Genomic DNA, 18,956 nt, shown 5'->3' on the forward strand with positions numbered 1-18,956 from the left:
CCCTCGCCCTGCCCACCGACGCCCCGCGCACCGCCCGCCCCGCCGCGCACGGCGACCGCCGCTTCCACACCTTCGCCCCCGACGTCACCGAGCGCCTCACCGCCTTCGCCCGCAACGCGGGCGCGACCCCCTTCATGGTCCTGCTCGCGGGACTGGCCGCCCTGCTGCACCGCACCACCAGCGCCACCGACATCCCCATCGGCTCGGCCGTCATGAACCGTGACCTCCCCGGCCTCGAGAAGCTGATCGGCAACTTCGGTAACACGCTCGCCCTGCGCGCCGATCTCGAAGGTGATCCCGGCTTCGCCGAACTCGTCGAGCGGGTCAAGCAGTTGTGCACGGACGGATACGCCCACCAGGACATGCCCTTCGACAAGCTGGTGGAGCAACTGAAGCCGGAACGGCAGCCGGGGCGCTCCGTCTACTTCGACGTCATGCTCCTCTTCCTCACCCAGGGGCTCGAAGGGCCGCAACTCCCGGGTGTGACCGCCGAATGGGAGACCGTCCACAACGACACCACCCAGTTCGACCTCTCCCTGGAGGCGTTCCTCACCGGCGGCCGCCTGCGGATCGAGGCGACCTACCGCAGCAGCCTGTTCACCGCGGACACCGTCGACCGGCTGCTCCGGCACCTGGAGACGCTTCTCGAGGCATCCCTCTCCGACCCCGAACTCGCCGTCTCCCGGCTGCCGTTGATGACCGAGTCCGAGCAGCACCGGGTCGTGGAGGAGTGGAACACCACCGACCGTTCCCTCCCCGCCGCACTCCTCACCGACCTCCTGGCCCAGCAGGCCGCCCGCACTCCCGACGCCCCCGCCCTCATCGCCGACGACGGCCGGCCCGGGCTCGACTACGCCGGCCTGCACGCCCGCGCCAACCGTCTCGCCCGCCTGCTGATCTCCCACGGCGTCGGCCCCGAGCACCTGGTGGGTGTGGCCCTGGACCGTGGAACCGACCTGGTGGTGGCGCTGCTCGCGGTGCTCAAGGCCGGTGCCGCCTACGTCCCGCTGGACACCGGCTACCCGGCCGAGCGGCTGGCGTTCATGGTGGAGGACGCCGCGCCGGCGCTGGTGCTGACCGCCACGGACACCGCCCGGATACTGCCGCCCGGAGTACCGCTGCTCCTGCTCGACACCGAGACCACCGCCTTCGACTCCGCCGAAGTCACCGACGCCGACCGGGTGCGGCCGCTGCGCCCCGAGCACCCCGCGTACGTCATCTACACCTCCGGCTCCACGGGCCGCCCCAAGGGGGCCGTCGTCCCGCACGCCGGGATCGTCAACCGGTTGCTGTGGATGCAGGCGACGTACGAACTCGGTCCCGGAGAGCGTGTGTTGCAGAAGACACCGGCCGGCTTCGACGTCTCCGTCTGGGAGTTCTTCTGGCCCCTCATCACCGGGGCCGAGCTCGTGCTCGCGCGTCCCGGCGGCCACCGCGACCCCGGCTACCTCGCCGAGCTGATCCGTGACCGGCGGGTCACGACCGCGCACTTCGTCCCCTCGATGCTGCGCGTCTTCCTCGACGACCCCGCTGCCGGGCAGGCGCGCGGAGTCCTCCGCCGACTGGTGTGCAGCGGTGAAGCCCTGCTCACCGAACTCGCCGAACGCTGCGTCGAGTCGCTGCCCGGAACCGAGCTGCACAACCTCTACGGCCCCACCGAGGCCGCCGTGGACGTCACGGCCTGGCCGTGCGCCGAGGGGACGAGGTCCGCCGCCGGTTCCGTGCCGATCGGCCGCCCGGTGTGGAACACCCGCACCCTCGTCCTGGAAGACTACCTGCGCCCCGTACCGCCTGGCGTCCCCGGCGAGCTCTACCTGGGCGGTGCCCAGCTCGCCCGTGGCTACCTCCGCCGCCCCGGCCTGACCGCCGAGCGTTTCGTCGCCGACCCGTATGGTCCGCCCGGCGCCCGCCTCTACCGCACCGGCGACCTGGTGCGCTGGAGCGCGCAGGGGGCGTTGGAGTTCCTCGGCCGGTCCGACGATCAGGTGAAGATCCGTGGCTTCCGCGTCGAGCCGGGCGAGACCGAGGCCGCCGTGGCGGCACTGCCCGGAGTGTCCCAGGCGGTGGTGATGGTACGTCAGGAGGAGCCGGGCGAGCCGAGGTTGGTGGCCTACGCCGTCCCCCATCCCGGCACCTCGCTGGAACCGCTGCAGGTCAGGCAGGACCTCAAGGTGACCCTCCCGGAACACCTGCTGCCCGCAGCCGTCGTGATCCTCGACGGCCTGCCGCTGACCCCCAACGGCAAACTCGACCGCGGTGCCCTGCCCGCCCCCGACCTCTCCGGCCTCACCACCGCCACCGCCCCCCGCACCGAGGCGGAGGCGGCGCTCTGCGCCCTGTTCGCGGACCTGCTAGGGCTTCCGTCCGTCGGCATCCACGACGAGTTCTTCGCCCTGGGCGGCCACTCCGTCCTCGCCACGCGACTGGTCGCCCGCATCGGAGCCGAGCTCGGTGCCGTCGTCCCCCTGCGGGCGGTGTTCGACACACCTACCGTGGCCGCGCTCGCGCCGCTCCTGGAGGCCCCGGACGCCGAGCGACGCCCGCCGCTGCTGCCGGCCCGGCGCCCCGACCCGGTGCCGCTGTCCTCCGCGCAGGCGCGGCTGTGGTTCCTCTACCGACTGGAGGGGGCCAGCCCGACGTACAACATCCACACCGCCGTACGCCTCACCGGACCGCTCGACACCGACGCCCTGCGAGCCGCTCTCCATGACGTCGTGGCCCGGCACGAGTCGCTGCGCACGGTCTTCCCGGACGACGACGGCACGCCCTACCAGCGGATCCTGGCGAAAGCGGACGTGCCCTTCGAGGTGGTGCCGGCCCGGGCCCGGGAACTCGACGCGCTGCTGAGCGAGGCCGCCGCGTACTCCTTCGCGCTGGATGCCAAGATCCCCGTACGCGCCACGCTGTACGCCCTCGCCCCCGGCGAGCACGTCCTGCTCCTGCTTGTCCACCACATCGCCACCGACGGCTGGTCGGCCGAGCCACTGCTGCGGGACCTGGAGACGGCCTACGCGGCCAGGGTGCGGGGCGGCCGCCCCGAATGGCCGCCGCTCGCCGTGCAGTACGCCGACTACACGCTGTGGCAGCGGCAGTTACTGGAAGACGGTGGTCGGGCCGAGGTGGAACTGGATTACTGGGCACGGCAGTTGGAGGGTGTGCCCGAGGAGCTTCAGCTGCCCGTGGACCGGGCGCGGCCGGCCGTCGTCGGGTACCGGGCCGGTGCCGTGGACTTCGCCCTCGACGCGGAGGTCCACGGCGCGCTGCGGGACCTGGCAGCGGAGGCCGGCGGCACCGTCTTCATGGCGCTCCAGGCGGCCCTCGCGGTCCTGCTCGGCCGCCTGGGCGCCGGGGACGACATCCCGCTCGGCACCCCGGTCGCCGGACGGGGCGACGCGGCCCTCGACGACCTCGTGGGCCTCTTCGTCAACACCCTGGTCCTGCGCACCGACGTCTCCGGCGATCCGACGTTCCGTACGCTGCTCGCCCGGGTGCGCGAGACGGACGTGGACGCCTACGCCCATCAGGACCTGCCGTTCGAGCGGCTCGTGGACGCGCTCGCCCCGGCCCGCTCGATGGGCCGGCATCCGCTGTTCCAGGTGATGCTCGCCCACCAGCAAGCCCCGGACGGGACAAGGGACTTCGCAGGGCTGACGCTCAGCGAGCTGCGCGTCGACTTCTACACCGCGAAGACCGACCTCGCTTTCCACGTCTTCGAGCGGGCGGACGGCGGCGGGATCACCGGCTCGCTCCTCCACAGCCGCGACCTGTACGACGAGGAAACCGCCCAGGACCTGGTGGAGCGGTTCGTGCGGCTGGTCGGCGAGCTGGCGCGGCAGCCGGATCTGCCGGTCTCCCTGGCCGACCTCCTCACCCCGCGTGAGCGTGCCCTGATGCTGGGGGAGTGGAACGACACCGCACACCCCATGCCCGCCACCACCCTGACCGCACTGGTCGAGGAACAGGCGGCGAAGACTCCTGACCTTCCCGCCGTCGAGTACGGCATCGAGGGCGGCCTGACGCTGACCTACGCCGAGCTCAACGCCCGCGCCAACGTCCTTGCCGGGCAACTGACTTCGCTCGGCGTCGGCCCCGAGCGCTGCGTCGGTATCCATCTGGAACGCTCGGTGGAGATGGTCGTAGGACTGCTCGCCGTGCTGAAGGCCGGCGGGGCATTCGTCCCGCTGGAGCCCTCCTGGCCGGCCCGGCGGATCGCCGAGGTGTGCCGGAGCGCGGCGCTGACGGCGGTCCTGGGGAAGCCCGGCGGGGCAGTGGTCCTCGGGGACGACGCCCCGCCGTTCGTGGAGGTCCGCCTGGACGGACCGGAGCGGACGGACAACCCGAACGTCCCCGTCGACCCCGAAGGCCTCGCCTACGTCATCTACACCTCCGGCTCCACCGGCGTCCCCAAAGGCGCCATGATCCGCCACCGTGCCATCGCGCACCGGCTGCTGTGGCAGCGCGGTCTGCTGGGCTTCGGTACCGAGGACGCGGCCCTGTTCAAGGCGCCGCTCGGCTTCGACATCTCCATCAACGAGATCTTCCTGCCGCTGGTGAACGGCGGCCGCGTGGTGATCGCCGAACCGGGTGGCGAACGCGACGTGGACTATCTGCTCGACACCGTCGAACGTCACCGGGTCACCTTCACCTACCTCGTCTCCTCGATGCTCGACCTCCTCCTGGAGCTGGACGGCTTCGCCCGGCGGGCCCGCTCCCTCAAGCACGTCTGGTGCGGCGGAGAAGTGCTCACCCCCGAGCTGTTCGCCCGCTTCCGCGCCGCGAGCCCCGCGGTCATGTACCACGGGTACGGGCCGGCCGAGGCCACCATCGGCGTCAGCCACGTCGTCTACCGCACCGGCGCCATCCGCAGTGCCGTCTCCATCGGGCGGCCCAACGGCAACACACGGCTCTACGTCCTCGACGACCGGCTGCAGCCCGTGCCGGTCGGCGTGCCGGGGGAACTGTACGCGGGCGGTGTCTACCTCGGCCGCGGCTATGTGAACGACGCCTGCCGCACCGCCGACCACTGGGTGGCCGACCCGTTCGGCCCGCCCGGCGAACGGCTCTACCGCACCGGCGACCTGGTGAGGTGGCAGCGCGACGGCACCCTGGAGTTCCTCGGCCGGGCCGACAACCAGGTGAAGATCCGCGGCATGCGGGTCGAGCTGGAGGAGATCGAGGCCATCGTCGAACAGCACCCGGGCGTCCGGCGCGGGGTTGCGGTGATCCGAGAGGACGCCCCGGGCGTCAAGCAGCTCGCCGGCTACTACCTGGCTGCCGACGGGCTCGACGACCTGCACGGCTGGCTCCGGGAACGGCTGCCCGAACACATGGTGCCGCGCACCCTCACCGCCCTCGACGCCTTCCCGCTGCTGCCGTCCGGCAAGGTCGACCGCGGCTCCCTGCCCGCGCCCGCGACCACGACCTCCCGCGCAGCGACACGGGCGCCCGCCGACGAACGCGAGCGGCAGCTCTGCGAGTTGTTCGCCTCCGTCCTCGGGCTCGGCCGCGTCGACGTCGACGACAACTTCTTCGAGCTCGGCGGCGACAGCATCGTCTCCATCCGGCTGGTGACCCTGGCCCGCAAGGCCGGTATCGCCCTCAGCCCCCGGCACGTCTTCCAGACGCCGACCCCGGCCGGACTGGCCGCCTGCGCCGAGCCCACCGGCACCGGCCTACTCGACGAGCCCGTCGGCGAGGCGGAACCGACCCCGATCATGCGCTGGACGGCCGGCCCCGACGGTTCCTACGGCGGTCTCGCCCAGGCGGTCCTGCTGGTGACCCCGCCGGATCTCACGTACGACACCGCCGTCGACGTACTCCAAGCGCTACTGGACCGCCACGACATGCTCCGCGCCCGACTGACGAACCAGTTGGTGGTGCCCCCCGAAGGAGTGGTGCGGGCGAGTGAACTGCTCAGTCAGGTGCGGGACACGGCGCTCGACGACCAGCTGGCCGCCGCCGTGGCCCGGCTCGACCCGGCGGCCGGGCGCATGCTCCAGGCCGTCTGGTTCACCGACTCGGGCCGGCTGCTGCTCGTGGCCCACCACCTGGTCGTCGACGGCGTGTCCTGGCGGATCATCACCTCCGACCTGGCAGAGGCATGGCAGTCGGGCCGAGCCCTTCTGCGCTCCGGCACCTCCTTCCGAACCTGGAGCAAGCTGCTGGCCGAGGAGGCGCGCAAGCCCGAGCGAGTGCGGGAACTCGCCCGATGGACCGGTGAGTTGGAAGGCGCACGCCCCTTCCTGGAGCGTGACCTCGGCACCGCGGGAAGCGTGCGCGAAGACACCCTCGTCCTCCCGGACGACGTCACGGCTCCCCTCCTGACATCCGTGCCCGCCGCCTATCACGCCGCCGCCCCCGACGTCCTGCTCACCGCCCTCGCCCTCGCCGCGGCCGCCTGGCGGGACCGGCGCGGCGATCTGGACGGCCGTTCGCTGCTCGTCGGACTGGAGGGGCACGGACGCGAGGAGGACATCGCCGAGGGCGTCGATCTGTCGGCCACGGTGGGCTGGTTCACCACCTTCCACCCGGTCGGCATCGACCCCGGGCCGCTGGACCTCGACGAGGCGCTGTCCGGCGGGCCCGCCGCGGGCACGGCGCTCAAGCGGATCAAGGAGCAGCTGCGTGCCGTACCGGACCACGGCCTCGGATACGGCCTCCTGCGCCACCTCAACCCCGACACCGCCCCGGCCCTGGAAAAACTGCCGCAGCCGCAGATCCTCTTCAACTACCTCGGCCGCTTCACCGCCTCCGGCGCGGCAGGCGAGCCCTGGGAACTGGCTCCTGAGGCCCCCATGCTGCGCGTGCCGCCCGACAGGGGGCGGCCCGCGGCCTTCGGCCTGGAGATCAACGCCGTCGCCGTCGAGGAGGCGTCCGGCGTCCGGCTGCACGTCTCCGCGTCCTGGCCGGACGGGTTCCTGACCGAGTCCGAGGCCGCAGACCTGCTCGGCCTCTGGGAGCGCGCCCTGCGCGGCCTGGCCCGGCACACCGAGGACGCCCCGGCGGGCGGCCTCACCCCGTCGGATCTGCCCCTGGTCGAACTGACCCAGGAGGACATCGACGACTTCGAGAACGACTTCGACGACTTCTGAGCCACCACGGACGACTTCGGAGGAACCGGTGACGCAGCACCACCCGACCGCGGACGAGCTGCTCCGTTCGGTCACCGACACATTCGGCTCGGAGGCAGCACCGAGCGAGGACGACAGCCTCATCGCCTGGGGTCTGGACTCGATCACCTTGATGAAGATCGCGGGCGGCTGGCGCAAGCGGGGCATCCGGATCAGCTTCGCCGAGCTGGCCAAGGAACCGACCTTGCGTGCCTGGCGGACACTGCTGGCAGCCCACGTGCCGGCAGCCCAGCCCACGGGGAACGCCCCGACTGCGGCACCTGCCCGGCCCGAACCCCGTGAACCCTTCCCGCTGGCCGTGATGCAGCACGCCTACTGGATCGGCCGAGGCGACGAGACCACCCTCGGTTCCGTCGCCGCCCACCTCTACGTCGAGTTCGACGGCTCCGGCGTCGACCCCGACCGGCTCGACGCGGCCGTACGAGCCCTCGCGGCCCGCCACGGCATGCTGCGCGCCCGCTTCACCGACGACGGCCGCCAGGAGATCCTGCCCGACCTCCCCGGCCCCGCGACGGTCGTCAACGACCTGCGGACGCTGGACGCCCGGACCACCGCGGCCAAGCTGGAGGACATCCGGCACGCCTCCTCGCACGCACGCCTGGACGTCGCGGCCGGTGAGGTGTTCTCCGTGCAGCTCTCGCTGCTGCCGGACGGCGGCAGCCGACTGCACGTCGACGTCGACATGCTCGCCGCCGACGCACTCAGCTACCGGGTACTGCTCTCCGACCTCGCCGAGCTGTACGAGAACCCCGGCACCCCGCTCCCCGCGATCCGCACCAGCTACCCGGAGTACCTCGCCGAGCGCGCGGACGTACGGCGGCTGAGCCGGGAGCAGGCACAGGCGTGGTGGCAGCGGCGGATCCCCGAGCTGCCCAGCGCCCCCGAACTCCCCCTCGTGCCCGAGGCGGAGCGCACGGACCCGACCCGGGTGACCCGCCGCCACCACTGGCTGCCGCCCGAGGAGAAGCGGCGGCTGACGGCCCGCGCCCATCAGCACGGGCTGACCCCGGCGATGGCGGTGGCGACCGCCTTCTCGGAGGTCCTGGCCGCCTGGAGCGGACAGCCGCGCTTCCTGCTGAACGTGCCGATGTTCGACCGCAGGGGCTCCCACCCCGACGTCGACCTGCTCGTCGGCGACTTCACCAGCTCGGTGCTGCTCGACGTCGACCTGGCCGAGCCGGGCTCGTTCACCGAGCACGCGCGGTGCCTGCAGGACCGTATGCACACCGACGCGGCGCACGCCGACTACTCCGGCGTGGAGGTGCTGCGGGACCTGTCCCGGCTGGGCGGCGACCAGGTCCTGGCGCCCGTCGTGTTCACCAGCGCCCTCAACCTCGGCGAGCTCTTCGACACCGGCGTACGCCAGTCCTTCGGCAAGCCCGTCTGGATCATCTCCCAGGGACCGCAGGTCCTCCTCGACGCCCAGGTGACCGAGGTCGACGGCGGACTGCTGGTCAACTGGGACGTCCGCGAGGACGCCTTCCCGGCCGGCCTGGTCGACGCGATGTTCGCCGCCTTCCACGGCCTCGTCACCCGGCTCGGCACCGACGACACGGTCTGGGAGCGGCCGGTGCCGGCGCTGCTGCCCGCCGAGCAGTCGGCGGTCCGCGCCACAGTCAATGCCACCGAGGCCCCGCGCAGCCACCGGCTACTGCACCAGGGCTTCTTCGAACGCGCCGCCGGGCAGCCGGACGCCCCCGCCCTGCTGTGGGCCACCGAAGGCGCCCTTTCCTACGGCGAGTTGGCGGACCGCGCACTGCGTACCGCCGCCGCCCTGGTGGAGCGCGGCGTACGCCCCGGCGACACGGTCGCGGTCAGCCTGCCCAAGGGGCCCGACCAGATCACCGCCGTACTGGGCACGCTGGCCGCGGGCGCCGCCTATGTGCCGATCGGCGTCGAGCAGCCGCCCGCCCGCCGCGACCGGATCCGCGCCACTGCCGGCTTCCGTATCGCGCTGACCGACGGACGCCCGGTCGAGGGCCTCGACGCCCTGCCGGTCGCCGAGACGGTGGCCGGTGCGCCTCTGTCCCAGCCGGTGGCGGTGGGTGAGGAGCAGCCCGCCTATGTGCTGTTCACCTCCGGCTCCACCGGCGAACCCAAGGGCGTCGAGGTGCCGCACCGGGCGGCCATGAACACCATCGACGACCTCAACGACCGTTTCGCCGTGGGCCCTTCGGACCGCTGCCTGGCCCTCTCCGCCCTGGACTTCGACCTCTCCGTCTACGACATCTTCGCGCTGCTGAGCGCGGGTGGCGCCCTCGTGCTCGTGGACGAGGACGACCGACGTGAGGCGAGCCACTGGGCCGACCTGGTGCGTACGCACGCAGTGACGGTCCTCAACTGCGTACCCCCGCTTCTCGACATGCTCCTCCTCGCCACCACACCCGGTGAACTGACTGGCCTGCGTGCGGTGTTGCTCGGCGGCGACTGGGTCGGAACCGACCTGCCGGGACGCCTCGCCGCGAGGGCACCCGGCTGCCGGTTCACCGGGCTGGGCGGCACCACGGAGACCGCCATCCACTCCACCGTCTGCGAAGTGACGGGCTCTCAAGTCCCCGCGCACTGGCGGGCCGTGCCGTACGGCACCCCCTTGCGCAACGTCCGCTGCCGGGTCGTCGACGCCCACGGACGGGACTGCCCGGACTGGGTGCCGGGTGAGCTGTGGATCGGCGGGGACGGGGTGGCGCTCGGCTATCGGGCCGACCCTTCGCGTACGGCACAGAAGTTCACCGAGGCGGACGGGGTGCGCTGGTACCGCACCGGTGACCTCGCGCGGTACTGGCCCGACGGCATCCTGGAGTTCCTCGGACGCCGGGACCACCAGGTCAAGCTGCGCGGCTTCCGGATCGAGCTGGGCGAGGTGGAGGCGGCACTCGCCGGCCACCCCGCCGTACGGCGCGCCGTCGCCGGGCTGACCCGGGGCCAGGGAGTCCAGCTGGCGGCCGCGGTGGCCGCCGACGCGGGGACGGCCGAGGACGAGCTGCGGAAGTGGGCGCGATCCGTGCTGCCGCCGCACATGGTCCCGGCCCGGATCGCCGTGGCCGAAAAACTCCCGCTCACCTCCAACGGAAAACTCGACCGCCGTGCCGTACAGGAGCTGTGGCAGGTGGAGGAGGCGGGCCGGCACCGGGCCCCGGGCAGCGCCCTCGAGACGGTCGTGGCCCGCGTCTGGCAGGACGTTCTCGGCGTCGAACGCGTCGGTCTCGACGACGGCTTCTTCGCCCTCGGCGGCGACTCGGTGCTCGCCACCGTGATCGTCGGCCGGCTGCGTGAGGCCCTGGACACCTCGGAGGTCTCCGTGCGTTCCCTCTTCGCGACTCTGACGGCCGGTGGCATGGCCAAGGGACTGTCCGCCGACGAGGAGACGCCGGGGCGGCTCGAACAGGTCGCCGCGATCCACCTGGAGATCGAGGACATGTCGGCGGAGGAGGTCGACTCCGCACTGAACGACACATGACGAGACGTGACGACACATGACGAGACGTGACGGCACATGAGAGGAGGGGCGGGGCGCCCGCAGGCACCCCGCCCCTCCTCCGTGTCCCCCTCGGGCCGGTCAGTCGAGCTTCTTGAACCCGGGCTCCAGGTTGTTCAGCGCCCACGGGATGCCCAGCGCGGACGGGCTGCGCAGCTGGCTGATGGTCGCGACGTCGGTCACCACGTACTTGTCGTCCTTCACCGCGGACATGTTCTTCACCAGGTCACTGGCCTCGAACGCCTTCTTCAGGTCCGGCGTGGTGAACGCGATGACGACCAGGTCGGCGTCGAGCTTGTCGAGCTGCTCGAAGGACAGCTCACCGGTCGGGCTGCCGTTGACGGTCTTGATGTTCTTCACCGACGGGGTCAGGCCCATCCCGACCTGGCTCATCAGCTTGGCCGCGAAGTCGTCCTCGGAGGCGATCGTGAAGATCTTGGCCGGGGTGTTGCCGATGGACAGGCTGTAGGTCTTGCCCTGAAGCTTCGGATGCTTCGCCTTCACCGCGGCGATGCTGTCCTCGGTCTCCTTGATGACCTGCTCGCCCTGCTCCTCCTTGCCGACGGCCTTGGCGACCACCTGCACATGCTCCTGCCAGGTCTGCTGCCCCCAGGCCGTCTCGTACCCGATGGTCGGCGCGACCGCGGCGAGCTTCTTGTAGTCCTTGTCCAGGGTGAAGTCCGAGGTGGCGAGGATCAGATCGGGCTGGAGAGACGCCACCTTCTCGTAGTCGACGGCGGTCAGCGTGTCGAGGAGCTCGGTCTTCTCGGTGTCGATCCTGTCCTTCAGCCAGGGGTAGACGCCGTCCTTGGTGAGCGCGTCCTTCGAGATGGCGACGGGGGTGACACCCAGGGCGTACAGCGCGTCGATGTCGTCGGTACCGCCATTGCCGATCACCACGATCCGCTCGGGCGCCTTGGTGATCTGCGTGGTGGCGAACTTGTGCTTGATGGACACCGGGAAGGCGGACGAGGTGTCCGTCTTCGCGTCGCCGGAGGCGTCGGAGGAGCTGTTCGAGTCGTCCTTGACGGAGCCGCAGGCCGCCAAGGCGGCGGCCAGGGTGACGGTGAGAAGGGTGGTGAGGAGCTTTCTCGACATGTGCGTCCCTTGTCGCCGGTGACAGGCAGGAGGTGTAGGGCCGTCAGTAAAGCAAGGTAAGGCTTGCCTCAGCAACGGTTTTCGGTCAAGTGCCCTGACTCTTCGATTGATTGACGGAGAATCAGCTCACGGATGCGCCGTCAGGTAGCCGCCCATCGTGCGGAAGTAGTCGGTCGCCGCGTACTCCGTGCCGTCGTCGGTGCGCAGCCGCTTGACGAGCAGCCCCGGGTGGCGACCCGTGTGGGCGTCCGCCCCGGCCACGATGACGACGCCGTCGCCCTCGCGGATGAAGATGCGGCCCGGAGTGCCGCCGTAACGGCCCTCGGAGACGGCGGCCGAGACGATCCTGATGCGCTGCCCGCGATGGAATGTGTACGCGTTGGGATACGGGTCCGACTGCGCCCGCACCAGGCGCTCCAGGCGCTCCGCGGGCCAGGTCCAGTCGATACGGCTGTCCTCGAGCGAGCGCTTGTGGAAGAAGCTCGCCCGGCTGCGGTCCTGCGGCTGCCAGTGAGCGGTGGCCTTGCCGGAGGCGATGAGGTCGAGCGACTCGCGCACGATGGGCGCGATGAGGTCAACTGTCCGGTGGAACAGGTCCGTTGCGGTGTCGGTCGGACCGACCACCACCGAGCGCTGCACCAGGATGTCCCCGGCGTCCAGCTCGCCGTTCATGCGGTGCGCGGTCACGCCGACCCGCTCCTCGCCGTTGATGAGCGCCCAGATGATGGGGGAGAAGCCGGCGTACGAGGGCAGCAGTGAGTCGTGGACGTTGAGCGTGCCGTGCGGGGGCAGGTCGAAGAGCTCGGGCGGCAGCCAGGTGCGCCAGTTGTTGGCGACGAGGATGTCGGGCTCGGCGTCGCGCACCGCGGCGAGGAGTTCGGGGTCGTCGGGGCGGTTGCGCAGGAGTACGGGAACGTCGTTCTTCTCGGCCAGTTCGGCGACGGAGTCGTCCCAGATCTTCTCGTAGGCGTGGTCGCTCTTGGGGTGGGTGACCACGAGAACGACCTCGTGATCGGAGTCCAGCAGGGCCTGGAGTGTGCGGTGGCCCCAGGTCTGGTAGCCGAACATGGCGACGCGCATGCGGTTCTCCCCTTCGGCGGGCTCCATTGCAAGGTAAGGCTAACCTTATCTAACATGTGGCTGCCTGAGGGAGGCGATGCCACGGTGAAGTCACCGCTCACGGGATCGGACACCACCTACGACGTCCTCGGAATCGGCTTCGGGCCGTCAAATCTCGCCCTGGCCATAGCGATTGACGAACACAACGCGGACCTTCCGGCCGACCGTCGGATCAACGCCCTTTTCCTGGAGCGCCAGCCACGTTTCGGCTGGCACCGGGGCATGCTCATCGACGACGCCACCATGCAGGTGTCGTTCCTCAAGGACCTGGTGACGCTGCGCAATCCGGCCAGCGACTTCAGCTTCCTGTGCTTTCTGCGCGAGCGCGGCCGGCTGATCGACTTCCTGAACCAGAAGACGCTCTTCCCGCTGCGCGTCGAGTTCCACGAGTACTTCGAGTGGGCCGCCGAGCGGGTGCGGCACCTCGTGGCGTACGACCATGTGGTGACCGCCATCGACCCCGTGCGCGACGACACGGGCACGGTGACGCACTTCGACGTGGTCTGCCGGGACCCGGAGCGCCCCGGGCGGACGGTCGCCCGCCGGGCCCGCGACATCAGCGTGGCGGTCGGCCTGGAACCGCATGTGCCACCCGGCGTCGAACTGTCCGAACGGGTCTGGCACAACAGCCAGTTACTGCCCCGCGTCACCGAACTCGCCGCCGCGGGTGAGCCGGTGCGCCGCGCGGTCGTCCTCGGTGCGGGGCAGAGCGCCGCCGAGACCGTCGACTTCCTGCACCGTTCGTTCCCCGAGGCCGAGGTCTGCGCGGTGTTCGCCAAGTACGGATACACGCCGGCCGACGACAGCCCGTTCGCCAACCGCATCTTCGACCCGGAGGCGGTGGACGTGTACTTCGGCGCACCCTCCGAGGTCAAACAGTCCCTCTTCGACTATCACCGCTCCACCAACTACTCCGTCGTCGACATGGAGTTGATCGAGTCCCTCTACGCCACCGCCTACCAGGAGAAGGTCACGGGCCGGGAGCGGCTGCGCTTCCTCAACGTCTCCCGCATCCGCGACGTCCGACAGCGCGGCGACGGCCCGCTGGACGTCGCGGTGGAGTTCCTGCCGACCGGGGAACAACAGGTGCTGGAGACCGACGTACTGGTCCACGCCACCGGCTACCGTCCCCGTGACCTCACCGCCCTGCTCGGCGAGGCGGCGAAGGTCTGCCTGCGGGACGACGGGGACGCGGTCCGCGTCTCCCGCGACCACCGCGTGGAGACCGCGCCCGACGTCACCGCGGGAATCTATCTCCAGGGCAGCACCGAGCACACGCACGGGCTCACCTCGAGCCTGCTGTCGACCACCGCGATCCGCGCGGGGGAGATCCACCGCTCCCTGCTGGACCGGCACACGGCGCCCGTCTGAGCCGGTCGGGCCTGTCGGCCGGCGGCCGGGCGGTCGTACGGCGGGCGCGGGACGAGGGTCAACCCAGGGCGCGATCCAGGTTGAAGGCCGCACTGATCAGGGCGAGATGGGTGAACGCCTGGGGGAAGTTGCCCTGTTGCTCGCCCGTGTGGCTGATCTCCTCGGCGTACAGGCCCAGATGGTTGGCGTACGTCAGCATCTTCTCGAACGCCAGCCGTGCCTCGTCGACGCGGCCGGCGCGGACCATGGCCTCGACGTACCAGAACGAGCAGATCGAGAACGTGCCCTCGTCGCCGTGCAGCCCGTCGGGGCTCGCCGCCGGGTCGTAGCGGTAGACCAGCGAGTCGGACACCAGGTCCTGGGTGAGGGCGTCGAGGGTGGACAGCCACTTGGGGTCGGTCGGCGAGATGAACTTCGTCAGCGGCATCATCAGCACGGCCGCGTCCAGCACGTCGCCGTCCTCGTGCTGGACGAAGGCCTGGCGGGTCTCGGACCAGCCCCGGCGCATGATCCGCCGGTAGATCGTGTCCCGGCACTGCTGCCAGCGCGGCAGATCGGCGGGCAGCCCGCGCCGGTTGGCCATGCGGATGCCCCGCTCGATCGCCACCCAGCACATCAGCCGCGAGTACAGGAAGTTCTTGCGTCCGCCGCGGGTCTCCCAGATGCCCTCGTCGGGCTGGTCCCAGTGCTCGCACACCCAGTCGACCAGCGCGCACACGTCGTCCCACTGGTCGCTGGAGATCGGTTGCGCCCACTTGTCGTACAGGTAGATGGAGTCGATCAGCGCGCCGTAGATGTCCAGCTGGAGCTGGTCGGCGGCGGCGTTGCCGATCCGCACCGGGGCGGAACCGAGATGCCCCTGAAGGTGGTCGAGTTCGCGCTCGGGCAGATCGGTGCGGCCGTCGATGCCGTACAGGATCTGCAGCGGGCCGGTGTGACAGCCGTCGCCCTGGCTGACATGCCGGGTCAGGAACTCCATGAACGCCCCGGCCTCACCCGTGAAGCCCAGCCGCAGCAGCGCGTACACACAGAAGGCGGCGTCGCGCACCCACACGTACCGGTAGTCCCAGTTGCGTTCGCCGCCCAGCTGCTCGGGCAGGCTCGTCGTCGGCGCGGCCACGATCGCGCCGGTGGGTGCGTAGGTGAGCAGCTTCAGGGTGAGGGCGGAGCGGTGCACCATCTCCCGCCAGCGACCCCGGTACTTGGAGGCGGACAGCCAGTGCCGCCAGTACGCCACCGTGCTGTTGAACTGTTCCTCGGCCTCGGTCCGCGCACACCGCCGCGGGTTCACCTCGCCGCCGACCTGGTCCAGCGCGAACACCGCGGTCTCGCCCTCGGAGAGCTTGAAGTCGGCGTGCACGTCCGGCCCGTCGACCTCCAGCGGCATGGTCGCGGTCAGCCCGAGCGACAGCTTCTCGGACTCGAAGACCGCGACGTCGCCGACCATGCGGACGGTGTGCGGCGCGGCGCCGTAGTCGAAGCGCGGCGCGACCCGGGTACGGAAGGGGATCGACCCGCGGACGCACACCACACGCCGGATCAGCCGGTGCCGCTCGGTCTCCACCAGGCTGCCGTCCACCGGCATGAAGTCCTGTACCTCACCGACGCCGTCCTGGGTGAAGAACCTGGTGATCAGGACGTTCGTGTCCGGGAAGTAGAACTGCTTGGTCCGTGCCGGCACCGCCGCCGCCAGCTCGAAACAGCCGCCCCGCTCCGCGTCCAAGATCGCCGCGAAGACACTCGGGGCGTCGAAGGCCGGGCAGCAGTACCAGTCGATCGTGCCGTCCGTCCCCACCAGGGCCACACTGCGCAGATCGCCGATCAGCCCGTGCTCGGCGATCGGCACATAGCGCGAAGCCGCCCGTGCGTCCCGGTCGATCGGTGTCGTGCTCATCGCAGCCTCCCTGGCCCGCCATGCGCCTCGAACCCAGCGTAGGCGGAATCGGCCGGGAGAGGACCGGGGCCGGGGATCGGAGCGCGACGACGCTCAGGCCGCGATGACCTCAGGCCGTGACTACCTCAGACCGCCACGTCCCTCAGACCGCCATGTCCCTCAGACCGCTATGTCCCTCAGACCCCCGCGCCCCTCAGACCGCCACGACCCTCAGACCCGCGTCCTCGAAGCGCCGTACGGTCTCGGGGGCGGCCGCCGTGTCCGTGACCAGGGTGTCCACGGCCTCGGCCGCGCAGATCCGGGCGAACGCCCGCCGGCCCAGCTTGCTGGAGTCCGCGGCCACGATCACCCGCTCGGCCCGCCGGCACAGCAGCCGGTTGATCGCCGCCTCCGCCTCGTCGTGCGCGGCGGCACCGTGCGTGACGTCGAAGGCGACGACGCCCAGCACCGCCACGTCGATGGTGATCTGGGCCAGCACCCCGTCCGCGAGCGGTCCGATGAGCTCGTACGACTGCGGGCGTGCGACCCCGCCGGTGACCACGATCTTGAACTGGGGCCGCACGGCCAGCTCATTGGCGATATTGAGCGCGTTGGTGACGATCGTCAGCGCGGGCGAGCCGGATGCCAGGTCGCTGCGCACGGCCAAGGCCCGCGCCACCTCCGTGGTCGTCGTGCCCCCGGTCAGCCCCACCGCCTCGCCGGGTGCGACGAGGCCGGCCACCGCCTTGGCGATGCGCTGCTTCTCGGAGGCGTGCCGGGCCGTCTTGTAGCGCAGCGGCAGTTCGTACGACACCCCGTGCACGACCGCGCCGCCCCGCGTGCGCACGAGCATCTGCTGCTCGGCGAGCTGGTCGAAGTCGCGGCGGATCGTGGCGGCCGACACCTCCAGCTCGGCAGCCGCCTCCTCGACGTCCAGCCGGCCCCGCTCGACGAGCAGCTCCAGCAGCGCCTTCCAGCGGGCGTCGCGCGACATCCACCCTCCATTCCTCGATCTCCCGGCGACCTTAGCGCACGCCTCTTGGATCGAATGCTTGATTCTGCTCGAAAGATGGCGCTATCTTGCAAGAATAATCATTTACTGAGTGGAAGTGCGGAGGGCGGCGGCATGACGCATGTCGAGGACGAGCTCAACAGCCAGCCCGAGGTCTGGACACGCGCCGCGGCGGAGGCGACCGGCCTCGGCGGGGTGCTGCCGACGCCGGGCGAGCGGGTCGCGGTCGTCGGCTGCGGCACGTCGTACTTCATGGCGCAGGCGTTCGCCGCACTGCGCGAGGGATCGGGCCAGGGGGAGACGGACGCCTTCGCCGCCTCGGAGTTCCCGCACGGGCGGACGTACGACCGAGTCATCGCCCTCACCCGCTCCGGTACGACGACCGAAGTGCTGGACCTGCTGGGACAGCTCAAGGGGCGAACGCGTACCACGGCGATCACCGCCGACCCGCACACGCCCGTCATGGCGACCGCCGACGAGGTCGTCGTCCTCGACTACGCGGACGAACGGTCCGTCGTGCAGACCCGGTTCGCGACCACCGCCCTCACCCTGCTCCGCGCCCACCTCGGCCTGCACACCGACGAAGCCGTGGCCGACGCCCGCACCGCACTCACCGGCGAACTGCCCGAAGGGCTCGTGCAGTGCACCCAGTTCACCTTCCTCGGCCGTGGCTGGACCGTGGGGCTCGCCAACGAGGCCGGGCTGAAGATGCGGGAGGCGTCACTGTCCTGGACCGAGGCCTACCCGGCCATGGAGTACCGGCACGGCCCCATCAGCATCACCACGAGCGGCACCGCGACCTGGATGTTCGGTGAGGCGCCCGAAGGACTGGCCGAACAGGTGCGCTCCACCGGCGGACTGTGGGTCGAGGGCAGCCTCGACCCCCTCGCCGAACTGGTCCGAGCCCAGCGGCTCGCGGTCGCCGTCGCAGCGGCCCGCGACCTCGATCCGGACCAGCCGCGCCACCTCACCCGCTCGGTGATCCTCGCCCCCTGACACGCCGAGAAAGGACAGGCCGTGCCCCTCGTGACTACCGGCGAGCTCATCACCCGTGCCGCCGCAGCCCGCTGTGCCGTCGCCGCCTTCAACGTCATCACCCTGGAGCATGTCGAGGCCGTCATCGCCGGTGCGGAGTCGGTGAGTTCGCCCGTCGTCCTCCAAGTCAGCGAGAACGCCGTCAAGTTCCGCTACGGACGGCTCCTGCCGCTCGCCCGCGCGGCCGTCGCCGCCGCCGAACGGGCCGCCGTCCCCGTCGCGCTGCACCTCGACCACGTCCAGAGCGACCACCTGCTGCGCCAGGCGCCGGGCGCCGGGTTCAGCTCCGTGATGTACGACGCGGCCCGGCTGTCGTACGCGGACAACCTCGCCGCCACGAAGGCCGCCGTCGACTGGGCACACGCCCAAGGCCTCTGGATCGAGGCCGAGTTGGGCCGACTGGGCGGCAAGAACGGCGAGCCTCCGCTCGATGCCCATGCCCCCGGTGCCCGCACCGACCCCGCCGAGGCCCATGCCTTCGTCACCGACTCCGGCGTCGACGCCCTCGCCGTCGCCATCGGCAGCTCCCACGCCATGACCACCCGCACCGCCACCCTCGACCACGAACTCCTCAAGCGCCTGTCCGCGACCCTGGACGTCCCCCTCGTCCTGCACGGATCCTCCGGCGTCCCCGACGGCGAACTGACCGCGGCGGTCGCGGGCGGCATCGCCAAGGTCAATGTCGGCACGGCCCTCAACATCGCCATGACGGGAGCGATCCGCGACTTCCTCGCCGCTCACCCCGAGGCGGTCGACTCACGCAAGTACCTGAGCGTGGGGCGCGAGGCGATGGTACGGGCGGTGGCCGACATCATCAGGGTGCTGAGGGCTTCCTGACCCGGC

9 protein-coding genes are annotated in these 18,956 nt (G+C 71.1%); 5 read left to right on the forward strand and 4 right to left on the reverse strand.

The window, feature by feature from the left end:
- The coding region (locus ADL12_RS02510) for a non-ribosomal peptide synthetase (protein ID WP_062697966.1) at positions 1-7,091 on the forward strand (7,091 nt) is incomplete at its 5' end.
- Positions 7,092-7,119: 28 nt separating this feature from the next.
- Positions 7,120-10,587, forward strand: a complete 3,468-nt coding sequence (locus tag ADL12_RS02515; protein ID WP_062697968.1) for a non-ribosomal peptide synthetase — start codon at positions 7,120-7,122, stop codon at positions 10,585-10,587.
- A gap of 99 nt (positions 10,588-10,686) precedes the next feature.
- On the opposite strand, the gene ADL12_RS02520 is transcribed toward ADL12_RS02515, so the two are convergent.
- Both ADL12_RS02520 and ADL12_RS02525 read right to left on the reverse strand, forming a co-directional pair.
- Positions 10,687-11,703 carry an iron-siderophore ABC transporter substrate-binding protein gene (locus ADL12_RS02520; RefSeq protein ID WP_062697970.1) on the reverse strand — a complete coding sequence of 339 codons (1,017 nt, stop codon included), beginning with the start codon at positions 11,701-11,703 and terminating at the stop codon, positions 10,687-10,689.
- 126 nt (positions 11,704-11,829) lie between these two features.
- Positions 11,830-12,783 (reverse strand): methionyl-tRNA formyltransferase, encoded by a 954-nt coding sequence (locus ADL12_RS02525; protein ID WP_062698017.1) that lies wholly within the window; start codon positions 12,781-12,783, stop codon positions 11,830-11,832.
- An 84-nt stretch (positions 12,784-12,867) separates the two neighbouring features.
- Here ADL12_RS02525 and ADL12_RS02530 point away from each other — a divergent pair, with 84 nt between their 5' ends.
- Entirely contained in the window at positions 12,868-14,193 is a 1,326-nt protein-coding gene (locus ADL12_RS02530; RefSeq protein ID WP_062698019.1) for a lysine N(6)-hydroxylase/L-ornithine N(5)-oxygenase family protein, read from the forward strand.
- Between the two features lie 58 nt (positions 14,194-14,251).
- On the opposite strand, the gene ADL12_RS02535 is transcribed toward ADL12_RS02530, so the two are convergent.
- Positions 14,252-16,087, reverse strand: coding sequence for a glycoside hydrolase family 15 protein (locus ADL12_RS02535; RefSeq protein WP_062697972.1), 1,836 nt, complete (start codon positions 16,085-16,087; stop codon positions 14,252-14,254).
- A gap of 193 nt (positions 16,088-16,280) precedes the next feature.
- On the reverse strand, positions 16,281-17,060 hold the full coding sequence (locus tag ADL12_RS02540; protein WP_062697974.1) for a DeoR/GlpR family DNA-binding transcription regulator: 780 nt from the start codon (positions 17,058-17,060) through the stop codon (positions 16,281-16,283).
- 132 nt (positions 17,061-17,192) lie between these two features.
- On the opposite strand from ADL12_RS02540, the gene ADL12_RS02545 reads away from it, so the two are divergent.
- Complete coding sequence (locus ADL12_RS02545) at positions 17,193-18,074, forward strand: SIS domain-containing protein (protein WP_062697976.1); 882 nt, start codon at positions 17,193-17,195, stop codon at positions 18,072-18,074.
- A 21-nt stretch (positions 18,075-18,095) separates the two neighbouring features.
- A complete protein-coding gene (locus ADL12_RS02550; protein WP_062697978.1) occupies positions 18,096-18,950 on the forward strand; it encodes a class II fructose-bisphosphate aldolase in 855 nt (284 codons plus the stop codon).
- Positions 18,951-18,956: the final 6 nt, after the last annotated feature.

This window comes from Streptomyces regalis (assembly GCF_001509475.1).
Taxonomy (GTDB): Bacteria; Actinomycetota; Actinomycetes; order Streptomycetales; family Streptomycetaceae; genus Streptomyces; species Streptomyces regalis.